This window comes from Corallococcus aberystwythensis, from assembly GCF_003612165.1.
Taxonomy (GTDB): Bacteria; Myxococcota; Myxococcia; order Myxococcales; family Myxococcaceae; genus Corallococcus; species Corallococcus aberystwythensis.
In genome coordinates this window covers 1-11,443 of record NZ_RAWK01000300.1, presented here as the reverse complement: position 1 = coordinate 11,443, position 11,443 = coordinate 1, and the positions used below count along the sequence as shown (strand labels likewise).

Annotated in this window: 12 protein-coding genes; all 12 read right to left on the bottom strand. The window is 69.1% G+C overall.

The features are described from left to right. Positions 1-24: 24 nt before the first annotated feature. Positions 25-1,005, bottom strand: a complete 981-nt coding sequence (gene gspN, locus D7W81_RS34965; RefSeq protein WP_120559721.1) for a type II secretion system protein GspN — start codon at positions 1,003-1,005, stop codon at positions 25-27. Between the two features lie 3 nt (positions 1,006-1,008). After that, positions 1,009-1,566: a type II secretion system protein M gene (locus D7W81_RS34960; protein ID WP_120559720.1), complete on the bottom strand. Its 558-nt coding sequence runs from the start codon at positions 1,564-1,566 to the stop codon at positions 1,009-1,011. 1 nt (position 1,567) lies between these two features. Continuing rightward, the gene (pilM, locus tag D7W81_RS34955; RefSeq protein WP_120559719.1) at positions 1,568-3,175 is read right to left on the bottom strand and encodes a pilus assembly protein PilM; all 1,608 of its coding nucleotides are present in this window, start codon (positions 3,173-3,175) and stop codon (positions 1,568-1,570) included. 1 nt (position 3,176) lies between these two features. Then, positions 3,177-4,622 carry a type II secretion system protein GspK gene (locus D7W81_RS34950; RefSeq protein WP_120559718.1) on the bottom strand — a complete coding sequence of 482 codons (1,446 nt, stop codon included), beginning with the start codon at positions 4,620-4,622 and terminating at the stop codon, positions 3,177-3,179. Then, positions 4,622-5,296: a type II secretion system protein GspJ gene (locus D7W81_RS34945; RefSeq protein ID WP_120559717.1), complete on the bottom strand. Its 675-nt coding sequence runs from the start codon at positions 5,294-5,296 to the stop codon at positions 4,622-4,624. The genes D7W81_RS34950 and D7W81_RS34945 overlap by 1 nt, the downstream gene beginning before the upstream one ends. After that, a complete protein-coding gene (locus D7W81_RS34940; RefSeq protein WP_120559716.1) occupies positions 5,293-6,225 on the bottom strand; it encodes a type IV pilus modification PilV family protein in 933 nt (310 codons plus the stop codon). Before D7W81_RS34940 ends, D7W81_RS34945 begins: the two co-directional genes overlap by 4 nt. Next, the gene (locus D7W81_RS34935) at positions 6,222-6,944 is read right to left on the bottom strand and encodes a pilus assembly FimT family protein (RefSeq protein WP_120559715.1); all 723 of its coding nucleotides are present in this window, start codon (positions 6,942-6,944) and stop codon (positions 6,222-6,224) included. Before D7W81_RS34935 ends, D7W81_RS34940 begins: the two co-directional genes overlap by 4 nt. Positions 6,945-6,952: 8 nt before the next feature. Next, on the bottom strand, positions 6,953-7,420 hold the full coding sequence (locus tag D7W81_RS34930) for a type II secretion system protein GspG (protein ID WP_120559714.1): 468 nt from the start codon (positions 7,418-7,420) through the stop codon (positions 6,953-6,955). A 57-nt stretch (positions 7,421-7,477) separates the two neighbouring features. Then, entirely contained in the window at positions 7,478-7,900 is a 423-nt protein-coding gene (gene gspG, locus D7W81_RS34925; RefSeq protein WP_120559713.1) for a type II secretion system major pseudopilin GspG, read from the bottom strand. Between the two features lie 77 nt (positions 7,901-7,977). Then, on the bottom strand, positions 7,978-8,121 hold the full coding sequence (locus D7W81_RS42870) for a hypothetical protein (RefSeq protein ID WP_167508134.1): 144 nt from the start codon (positions 8,119-8,121) through the stop codon (positions 7,978-7,980). 15 nt (positions 8,122-8,136) lie between these two features. After that, a complete protein-coding gene (gene gspF / locus D7W81_RS34920; protein ID WP_120559712.1) occupies positions 8,137-9,393 on the bottom strand; it encodes a type II secretion system inner membrane protein GspF in 1,257 nt (418 codons plus the stop codon). A 6-nt stretch (positions 9,394-9,399) separates the two neighbouring features. Beyond that, complete coding sequence (gspE, locus tag D7W81_RS34915) at positions 9,400-11,226, bottom strand: type II secretion system ATPase GspE (RefSeq protein WP_120559711.1); 1,827 nt, start codon at positions 11,224-11,226, stop codon at positions 9,400-9,402. Between the last annotated feature and the right edge of the window lie 217 nt (positions 11,227-11,443).

Genomic DNA, 11,443 nt, shown 5'->3' with positions numbered 1-11,443 from the left:
GGCCGGAACCGACCCTCTGCCCGCCTACCGCTTGGGGCCGAAGCGGGGGCTGCTCACCATGCCGCTGAGCCGGCCGCCGCGCCAACCCGGGTTGTCCCGGTCCTGCGGCAGCATGTTCACCGCGAGCGCCAGGGGGCCCAGCCGCTGCTGGAAGGCCTGCTCGAACTTCAGCCGCACGTCGAGCGCCAGCTCGCTGTACTCCAGCCGCCGGCCCAGCTTCACCGTGCCGGTGCCCGCGCCCTCCAGGTCCTCGCTCTTGAGGTTCAGGTCACGCACCGTGCCCAGGCCCTTGTCGAACTGGAGGTCGCCCTTCAGCTCGCCCAGCACCACGCGCGGCAGCGCCATGGGCATCGCGGGGCCGCCACCCATGGGGATGGCCGCATTGCCGCCCTTGATGGTGAGCCCCTGGGTGTCCAACGCCACCGTGCCGGACGCCTGGGACCAGTCCACCGGCTGGCCGCGCATCATCGTCCCCGGCGCCTGGAGCGCGAGCTTCGCGTTGAGGGTGCCCTCCATGTCCACGCCCGTGTACTTCGGCAGGTTGCCGCCGCTGGCCTGCACGCCGTCCACGTCCACGTTCAGGGTCGTGCCGCTCAGGCCGCCCACGTGGACGTTCACCGTGCCGCCCATGCCCTTCATCTTCACCACCACGCCGGGCGGGAAGAGGGAGGGGCGCAGCGCCACGCTGTCGAACAGGAGCGCCTCGCCCAGCTCATCCTTGCCCAGCCCGCCGGACTCACCGCGGGCGAGCGCCGCGACGGACTCCGCGCCCAGCGGCGTGGGCGGCTTGCTCACGTGCACGTTGGTGGCGGTGACGCCGGACAGGCCCGGACGCAGGCTGCCAATGCGCACCGCGAGCCCCTGGGCCGCGGCCTCCGTGACGAGGCGCGAGCGGACCGCGTCGTACGGGAAGGTGATCATCAGGCAGAGGATGAACGCCACCACCGCGAAGGCGGCGTAGCCCAGCACCAGCTTCCAGCGGGCGGTCTTGGTTTCAGTGGCCATGGGCTATTGCTTCATCCGGTAGGTGGCGACGGTCGTCCACGCCGTCAGGGTGTCCGTGGCGGGGCGGGGCTCCACGCGCAGGTACTTCACCTTCACGATGCCCGGGCCCGTCTCCACCGTGCGCAGGAAGTCCGTCAGCTTGCGCAGGTCCACGTCCGTGAAGGTCAGCTCCACGGAGCTTTCGATGATCTTCCCGTCCCCCACGCCCACGTCGCCCTTGGGCGTCATGTTGGGGACGGTGAGGCCCGCGGCGGTGGCCTTGTCTTCAATGTACGTGATGAGCCGCACGTTGCTCTGGGTGAGCTGCTGCTCCACGTTCTGCCGCTCCGCCTGCGCCTGGCCGTAGCTCGTCGCCAGCGCCTGCACCTCCTGCAGCTTCGCCAGCTTGTCCTGCGTGCGCCGGCGGTAGCCCTGCGCGCTGTTGGCGAAGCTGAAGAGGGTGACGAAGAGCACGAACACCAGCACCGCGGAGCCGGCCAGCGCCACCAGCTTGCGCTCGCGGTCGGAGAGCCGCTCGAACCACGTCAGGAGGGGCGCGAAGAGTTCTCGAAGCTTTCCCATGTCAGGTCTCTCCCGCCGGCTTCTCGCCGGGGCACTGCACCTGCACGTCCAGGCGGAAGGTCACCTTCTGCCCGTCACGCGTCTTCTCCACCTTGCCCTCCTTCACGTCCTTGAAGCAGCGGTGGCCCTTCAAGGCGGCGGAGAGCGTGTCGATCTGCTTGGAGCTGTCCGTCTCCCCCTGGAGCATGATGCGGTCCAGGTCCACCTGGATGCGGTCGAACTTCACCGGCACCTCCGGCGGCACGCGCTGGGTCACTTCCGCCAGCAGGTTCACCGCGGACATCGCGGGCAGCGCCGCGGCGGGGCTCTCCACGCCCTTGAGCATGTTGAGCGCGCGGTCGTAGTTCGTCTCGCAGGTGCCCAGGATGCGCTGGGTCGTCTTGCAGAGCACCGCGTCCACCTCCGCCTCGCGCCGCGCCAGCACCGTGTTGCGCACGACGCCGAAGGCGATGAGCAACAGCAGCAGCGTCACCGCGAAGGAGGCCAAGAGGCCCATCCGGTCCTTCACGTAGTCGTAGCCGCCCTTGAAGGCGAACTCACCCCGGCGCAGGTTGAAGCGCGGCGCCCTCACCCCGGCCGCGTTGCCGCGCATGGCCAGCGCGTACGCCTGCGCCGCGGACGGCGTCTCCTTGGGGCCCACCATCGCGGCCGCGTCCGCCGGCAGCGCCAGCACGCGCACCGGCAGGTTCAGGTCCTTGGACAGCTGCTCGGCCAGGCCCGGCATCCGCGCGGTGCCGCCGCACAGCACCACCGCGGCGACCTGCCGGCGGGTGCGCGCGGCGAAGGCCTTGAAGGACGGACGCAGCTCACGCAGCACCGGCTGCAGGCCGCGCACGAACGCGTTCGCGGCGCGCTCGCCGTCCGGGCCCTGCGCGGCGCTGGCCATCGCGCCATGCGCTTCCTTCCACGCGTGGGCCTCCGGCAGCGTCGTCTGGAACTCCGCGGCCAGGGCCCGCGTCAGGTCTCGCCCGCCGCCCGCGAAGGTGCGCGCGAACTCCACGCCCTTGCCCGGCTGGCCAATGGCCACCGACGTGCGCTCATGCCCGATGTCCACCACCGCCACCGGGCCCCCCTCACTCGCGCCCTCGAAGAGGCCGGGCATCTGGGTGAAGAGGTTCTGGTACGCGAGCGCCGGGTGGGTGATGACGCGCGGGTCCAGGTTCAGGCCGCCCAGGAGCGCCAGCAGCGACTGGAGCTCCTCCTTCTTCACCACGCCCACCAGCAGGTCCGCGGCCTTGTCCTTGCCGCCGGTGTCCTTCTGTCCGACCACCTGGTAGTCGTAGACGACCTCCGAGATGTCGAACGGCAGCTGGCTGCCCACCTCGAAGGGGAGCGTCGCCTCCACGCGCTTGCTGTCAGAGAAGGGCAGGCTCACCGCGTGCGTGGTGAGGGACGGGCCGGGCAGGGCGATGACGACCTGATCCACGTGCCCATCCGGCATCTTCCCGAGCAGCTCCTCCACCGCGGCGCGCAGCGTCTCCGCGCGCTCGCCTTCCTGCGCGCGGCGCACCTCCGCGTAGGCCTGGGTGGTGCTGCTTTTCGCTCCGGAGGTGAGCACCACCCCCTTCACGGAGTGGCTGCCCAGGTCCAGGCCAAGAATGCGGGCCATGCTATTCCTCTCTGTAATACACGAGCTTGCCCAGCCCGTCGTCCAGGCGGATGACCGCGGTGAGCGTCTTCTGGACGCTGCCCGCTTCTCCCACGGACTTGATGGTGAACGTCTTGCTCTTGTCGCCCAGGTAGCGGTTCTGCTGGACGTTGCCCTTGATGAGCGGATTGACCGCGATGCCCGCCTGCTCCACCACGCCCAGGAAGTCCGCCACCGACATGCCGAAGAAGCTGAACATGCGCGCGGCGCGGATGCGGCTGATGAGCTCGTTGAGGAACACGGGGTCCGTCAGGCGCGGATCCGGCCGGTTGGGGTCCGCCGCGGACATGATGGCCAGGCCCAGCATGATGGGGTCGTCGGTGTTGATGTTCGGCTTGGAGTTGACGTTCGGGTACACCGTGAGCCGGTCGCGGAAGGCCGCCATGAAGCGGTCGTTGACGCCATGCACGCGGTACAGCTCGTCCAGGCTGTCGAAGCGGGCGTTCTTGACGTCATAGCGCGGTTCGTAGCGGCTGTACGGGGAACCCTCGTCCGCGAAGCCGTTGACGAAGGGGGTGTTGGTGTCCCGGACGTTGAGGGTGGACTGGGTGGTGTCCTCGTCCGCCCAGTCCTTCAGCGCGATGACGGTGTCCAGGGGCGTGGAGCGGACGTGGTTGGCGTCGTCCTGCTGCCAGAGGAACTCGAAGCGCTTGTCGGAGAACATGTCCAGCATGCGCGCGGCGGTGGCCTGCATCTCCGCGCCGCCGGTGGCGTTGAGGCGCGTGACGTTGAGCTTCTCCTCTTCGTCGCTGATGGTCGCGAGGAAGCAGCCCTCGAAGCCGCCGAAGGAGCGCCGCTGCATCTGCGCCGCCATCTGCGTGGCCGCGCCTCCGCCCTCGGCCCCCTCCTCGCCCTCCATCTGGAAGTTGGGGTCCACCTGCACGGGGTCCGTCTCCACGGGGCGGCCGTCCTCGCCCTCCGCGCCGTCGCTCTTCACCAGCCCCTTGAGCATGTGGCAGTCCACCCGGGCCAGCTTCCAGAGCTGGATGTTGAGCGACTGCGGCTGGAACGCCGCCGCGCCCCCCGCGCCGCCCGCGCCCGGGGCGCCGCCGCCCATCATGCCGGTCAGCGAGCTCAGGAGGCTCGCGGGGTTGGGGATGGGCGTCGCGTCCACCTGCTTCTGGAAGCGCAGGAGCAGCCGCCCCAGCGACAGGCCGGAGCGGGCCATGTAGTAGGCGCGCACTTCGTCACGCTGGTTGGCGGCCAGCTGCAGGTCCACGCGGGTGTTGTAGGCGAACTCCGTCGCCACCACCGTGAGCAGCGTGATGGACACGAGCGCGATGATGAGCGCCACGCCGCGCGAGCGCCGGTGCTTGCGCTGCGCGGGCGAGGGGGGCGCCGCCGGAGGGACGGCCGTCCGCGCCTTGCCGCGCCGGCGGAACGCCTGCTGGAAGTAGGGGAAGGCCATCAGTTGAACCTCTCCAGGGTCGTGTTGAGCACGATGCGCGTCTGCGTGGTGTAGCGCGCCTCCTTGCCCGACTCATCCAGGGCGATGACGGTGATGCGCACGCGCGTGGGCAGGATGTCCTTCTTCTCCGTGCGCCGCGTGTCCCATTCGTCATCCCACTCCTTCTTCTCTGAATCCCAGTAGGCGAACTCCACGCCCTTGACGCCCTCGAAGAGGACGTCCGTGGTGCCGCCCCGGTCCATGCGGTCCCCCACGTTGGGGTTCACCCGCCGCTTCAGGTCCTGCCGCTGCCGTGCGCCGCGCTCGGTGGAGTTCTCCACGAAGTACTCCACCACCGCCTGGTCGGACTCCTTCACGTCCGTGTACAGGCGCTGGTGCGCGAACGTCGTGAAGGTCAGCTTTTCGCGCTCGCCAATGAAGTTGGTGGGCCGGTCGTTCTGGTCGCGGAAGCGGCGCGCGTCGTACCGGTCGCTCACGAACGCGGAGCCGACTTCCCGGGCCATGCGGTTGAGCGACACGCGCACCATGCGGTAGCGCTCCGCCTCGCCCTCCACGACCTCCTTGGCGTTGATGCCCGTCTGGAAGGCCATGGCGACGACGGTGCCCATGAGGGCGGTGATGCCCACCGCCACCATGACCTCCATGAGGGTGAAGCCACGCATGCGCCGCTTCATCGGATGCCTCCTCGTCCCGGCAGGCCTGACGGCAGGCCCCGCCCGCCGAAGATGCCGCCCGGCGCGCGCGGGTTGATGCCGGTGTTGCCCGTGCCGCCGCCCTGCGGGCCGCCCGCGCCGTTGAGCTGGTTGAGCTGGGCCGCCCGGTTGACCAGCGGCTCACGCGTGTTCGGGTCCAGCATCTGGTTGTTGGGGCCGGGGATGGGGTTGTCCACCACCTGGCCCGTGCGCGGGTTCACCCACTGGTTCTCCGCGCCCGCCGTGGTGCCCGCGTTGGGCGTGAAGCCGCCGTTGCGGTCGCCGCCGGGCCCCAGGGACACGACGTGCGTCACCACGTCCACGCTCTCCACCTGGGTGCCCTCCTTCCAGTACACCGTGAGGTGCACCTCACGGACGGACTTGGTGAGCTGGTCCACCATCTGCGTGAACATGGGCTGCGCCATGCTCATGGCGGACGCGCCCATGGGGCTGGCCGAGGTGGTGCCGCCCGGAGGCGTGCTGCCGCCCTTGCTGTCGCCGCCGCCGCCGCCAAAGAGGCTGGCCAGGCCGCCCATCGGGTCGCCGGAGTCGCCGCCGCCCATGGGCAGGTTGAAGATGGCGCCAATGAGCTGGTCCGGCGTCACGCCGTCCGTCTTGGGCGCGATGACGCGGGCGCGCCACTTGAACTGGGGCCAGCCCTCGTCGGAGAAGTCGCCGGACTGCTCGTCGTCGTCCTGTTCGAAGCCGTCGTCGTAGAGCTTCTGCTCCAGGTCCGTCATCTTCGAGCGGGCCAGCAGCGCCGCCACGGTGAGCCGCTTGGTGTAGACGTGGTTGGCCACCGCGCCGGAGTTGAGGTCGAAGATGGCCATCAGCGCGACGCTGAGGATGGCCATGGCCACCATCGTCTCCAGCAGGGTGAAGCCCGAGCGCCTTCGCGTGGGGATTGTCATGAGCGGGGCACCTCCAGGGCCTCGGGTGCGATGAACACCTTGCCCGTCAGGGGTGACACGTCCAGCGTCCAGGCGTTGTCACCCTGACGCAGGAACACCATGGCCTTCTCCGTGTAGCCCTGCGGGAAGAAGTAGAGATAGGCCACGCCGCTCTCCACCGGTTCGCGCTGCTGCCGCGTCCACACCGACACCGCCACGCCCGCCGGAAGCTGCTTGGGGGAGATCTCCTCCGCGGTGTACGCGGAGAACGTGGACTGGGACTCGATGCGGTTCTTCTCCTCTTCCATCAGCTCCTGCGCGGACGGCTGGGAGCCCTCGGAGCGCGTGTAGTTCTTGCGCGAGTCGCCGCCGTTGTTGCCCTCGCGCGCGGTGCGCTCACGGTCGCGCGCCTCGTCCCGCAGCGCCGAGTCCCGGTCGCGCGAGGTGGTCACTCCGCCCGCGGCGCATTCCGCGTGGTAGCGCGTGGCCTCCTCGCGCTTCGGGTCGGGGATTTCGAACACCAGCCGGCACGTCTTGCCGCTGAGCGCCGCCGAGTCGTAGAGCGAGCGGATGACGCCCGCGAGCTCCGTGGCGCTGCCCTTCGCCTTCGCGCCGGTGATGGCGCCGATGCCGACGGTCACCGCGGCGAACATCACCGCCGCGATGGCCAGCGCGATGGAGATTTCAATCAGCGTGAGGCCGCGCGGGGCGCGACGGCGGCGGGCGGGAAGTGGGGACATGGCGGGCTTCAAGGCTGCACCTCCTGTGCCACGATGCCGCCGCTGAAGAGGTCCGCGGCCTCGCCGGTGCCGCCGGGCTTGCCGTCGGAGCCCAGCGACAGCACGGCGCCCGTCTTGCCCTCCATGCGGTAGACGTATGGGTGGCCCCACGGGTCGATGGGCGTCGCGTCCAGCACCCTGGAGTCGATGAGCGGCGCGAAGCCCTGGGCCTGCGTGGGGAAGAAGCCCATCAGCCGGTGGTGGGCCTTGAAGAGGCCCTCCAGGCGGCGGATCTGCTCGCGCGCCTGACGCTGCGTCGGGGTGAGGGAGTTGTCCTCGGTGGCCCACACCAGCGCGAACGCGAGCAGGGTGGCACCCAGGAAGACGCCCAGGAGCAGCAGCCGGCCCAGGCGCGGCGAGCGGGCGCGGGCCTGCCCGCCGGAAACGGGTCGCGCCTCGCGCGCGGACGTCGGAGAGGAAGTGTGCTCGGGGGTCATCACGGGCATTCCTACGACAACACGCGGGAGGCGCGGCTTTGCTTCAGGAAACGCCCCTTACTGCCGGGCGTTCTGTTCCTTGGAGGAGATGTCGGCATCGGAGCCTTCGCCGCCCGGGTTGCCGTCAGCGCCGTAGCTGGTGATGACCGGCTTGCCGCCCTCGTTCATGTACACGTACTCACGGCCCCAGGGGTCCATGGGCATGCGCTCCAGGTTGTTGGTGTCCACCAGCGCCTTGAGGCCCGTGGCGGTGTCCGGGTAGGAGCCCTTCTTCGTGTAGTAGAGCTTCATCGCGCTCTGGATGTTGCGGATGTCCAGCTTCGCGGTGTCCTGCTTGGCCTCTTCCAGCTTCGGGATGACGGCCACGCCCACCGCCGCAGCGATGAGCCCGAGGATGGTGATGACCACCATGATCTCGATGAGGGTCATGCCGCGGTTCTTGCGGCGCTGCTGCTTCCTGGCGTTCGTCGTCGTCGTCATGATTTCACTCACCTTCGGGTGACTTTCTGGCAGGCCACCGCGCCATGGGTGTGTCGGGATGTCAGAAGCGCTTTGCGTCAGGGAGGCGTGCCCGGGCTTGCGGCCGCGGGCGGGTCCCGGTGGGCGTAGAGGGTGGCCCCCACCGTCGCCAGCGTGGCAGCCAGGGCCAACAGGCCCATCAGCGTGGCGCGCTGGATCCACCGGTCGAGCGTGTCGTTCATCGTGCGCCCCTGCTCCTAATGGATGGCCGTGTTCACCTGCAGAATCGGCATCAGGATGCTGAGTGCGACGAATGCAATCATCACGCCCATCACCACGATGAGCATGGGCTCCAGGAGGCTGGTGAGCGCGCCGATGCGCACGTTCACCTGCGTCTCATAGGAGTCCGCCACCGACAGCAGCATGTCCTCCAGCTGCCCTGATTTCTCACCGATGGCGACCATGTGGTACACGAGCGGCGGGAACTGGCCGGACCGCTTGAGGGGCGCGGCGATGCTTTCGCCCTCGCGGATGGATTCGCGGGCGTTCTCCACCGCGTCCGCCAGCACCGAGTTCGTCATCACCGCCTTGACGATGTCCAGCGCGGCCAGCATGGGCACGCCGCTCTTGAGCAGCGTGGACAGCGTGCGCGCGAAGCGGGAGATGGCCAGCAGGCGCACGAGGCTGCCGAAGATGGGGGCCTTGAGCGTGAAGCGGTCCCACTTGGGCTTGCCCTTGGGGCTCTTCGTCCAGCGCATGAAGTAGATGAAGCCCGCCACCATGGACGGAATCACCAGGAACCACCACGCCTGCATGAAGTTGGACGCGGCGATGAGGATGCGCGTGTTCAGGGGCAGGGTGGCCTTCATCGTTTCGAAGATCTTCGTGACCTTCGGGACGACGAACACCATCAGCAGCACCAGGATGCCGCCGCCCACCAGCATCATGATGGCGGGGTAGAGCATGGTGCCGATGATCTTCTGCTGCAGCTTGGCCTGGTTCTCCGTGAAGTCCGCCAGGCGCAGCAGCACGGTGTCCAGCGCGCCGGAGGCCTCACCCGCGCGCACCATGTTGATGTAGATGCTGGGGAAGATCTTCGGGTGCTGGCCGAACGCGTCCGCCAGGGAGGAGCCTTCGTTCACGCGCTGCTTGATGTCGGAGAGGGCGCGCTTGAGGCGCTCCTTCTCCGCCTGGTCCACCAGGGCGTTGAGCGAGTCCACGATGGTGACGCCCGCGCCCAGCAGCGTGGCCAGCTGACGGGTGAGGATGGCGACGTCCTCGGTGCTGACCCGGCCGCCGGCCAGCTTGCGCAGGTCCACGTCGCGCGCCACGAGCGACGCGTTGGCGCCCTTGGACACGCCCGCGCGGCTGCCCTCCGCCTGCCCGAGCACGTCGGTCAGGAAGATGCCATCCGCGCGCAGCTTGGAGCGCAGCGTCTTGGGCGAGTCCGCCTCCAGCAAGCCCTTCTTCTGCTTGCCGCGGGAATCGAGGCCTCTGTATTCGAAGACGGGCATGGCGGACTAGATGTCCTCCTGCGTGATGCTCAGGACTTCAGCGATGGTCGTCTCGCCCAGGGCGATCTTCCGCACGCCGTCTTCCAGGAGCGTGATCATGCCCTTGGCGAGCGCGGACTTCTTGATGGTGGACGCGTCCACGTTCTTGAGCACCAGCTGGCGCACGTCGTCGTCCACGAAGAGGAACTCGTAGATGCCGGAGCGGCCGCGGTAGCCGTTGCGGTTGCAGGACGGGCAGCCCACCGCGCGGTAGATGCGGTCCGTGCCGAAGCGCTCCTTGAAGCTCTTGACCGTGAAGCCCAGCTCCTGCAGCTCCGCGTCCGTGGGCGTGTAGGCCTCGCGGCAGTCCGGGCACACCCGGCGCACGAGGCGCTGGGCGAGGATGCCGGTGAGCGACGACGCCACGAGGAAGGGCTGCACGCCCATGTCCACGAGTCGCGTCACGGCGCCGGCCGCGTCGTTGGTGTGCACCGTGGAGAGCACCAGGTGGCCCGTGAGGGACGCCTGGATGGCGATCTCCGCCGTCTCCTTGTCTCGGATTTCACCGACCATGATGACGTCGGGGTCCTGGCGGAGGAAGGAGCGCAGGCCTTGCGCGAACGTGAGGCCAATCTTCGGGGCGATGGCCATCTGGCCAATGCCCTTGAGCTGGTACTCGACCGGGTCCTCGACGGTGAGGATGTTGAGGTCGGGCGTGTTGATCTTGGAGAGCGCGCCGTAGAGCGTGGTCGTCTTGCCGGAGCCCGTGGGGCCCGTCACCAGGACGATGCCGTGCGAGCGCTTGATGACGGATTGCATGTTGCCCAGCACCTGCTGGCTCATGCCGATCTCCGCCAGGTCCAGCAGCGTCGCCGTCTTGTCGAGCAGACGCATGACGATGCGCTCGCCAAAGGACGTGGGCGTGGTGGACAGACGGATGTCGATGTCGCGGCCCGCGAGCTTGATGCGGATGCGGCCGTCCTGCGGCAGGCGCTTCTCCGCGATGTTGAGCTGCCCCATCACCTTCACGCGCGCGATGATGGAGTTCTGGTAGCGCTTGGGCGGCTTGATGACCTCCTGGAGCACGCCGTCGATGCGGAAGCGCACCAGGAGCTCGCGCTCCATGGGTTCGATGTGGATGTCGCTCGCGCGCTCCTTGGCGGCGCGGAAGAGCACGGAGTTCACCAGGCGGATGACCGGGGCCTCGTCGTCCGCGTCCAGCAGGTCCTTGGGCTCTTCCAGCTCATGCGCCAGCGAGTCCAGGTCCTCCGTGGTTTCCATCTCGTCCACGAGCGCTTCGGCCTCGTTGACGGAGCGGTCGTACACGCTGTTGATGGCGTCCACGATGGTGGAGGCGAGCGCGATGCGGGGCTGGATGGCCTGGCCCAGGAGCAGGCGCGCGTGGTCCAACGCCGTCGTGTCCAGCGGATCCGCCACCGCGAGCACCACCTCGTCACCCTCCAGGGCGAGCGGGAGCAGCTGCGTCTGGCGGGCGAAGTTGATGGGGATGCGCTTGACCAGCTCCGCGTCCACCTCCTCCACGAAGATGCGCTGGAGGTAGGGCAGGTCCAGCTGGTGGCCCAGGGCGCGCGCGACGTCCTCCTCGCTGATGGCCTTCATGCCCACCAGGACTTCGCCCAGCCGCCCGCCCTTCTCCTGCTGGGTGGCGAGCGCCTCCTGGATCTTCTCCGGGGTGAGGGCGGGCACGAGCGCGCGGAGGATCTCCCCGATGGGCCGGCCACAGAGGTAGGCCTGCCCGTGGGCGACGACCTGGGTGGCGTCGTTGCGGCCGCCGGACACGTCGGGCGTCGCGGTGGAGCCTTGGGCGGTGGTGGTGTCGGCGGTCAGGTCCATGGGTCTTACTCCCCGTCTCCCGGCTGGATGCGCAGCCGCTCGGTGTCCGCGTCCGGAGTGGGCGCGATCACCTCGGGCTGTGGCGCGGGGACTGATCTCTCCGAACCCTCCGGAGGCGCCTCTAAATTTCGCGGCGCCTGGTCGCCCTCGGGGGAGGGCGCGGCACCTTCCTGCGGAGGCGGCGCTTCCCCGCCCGGTCGCGCGGGGGACGGGGAGG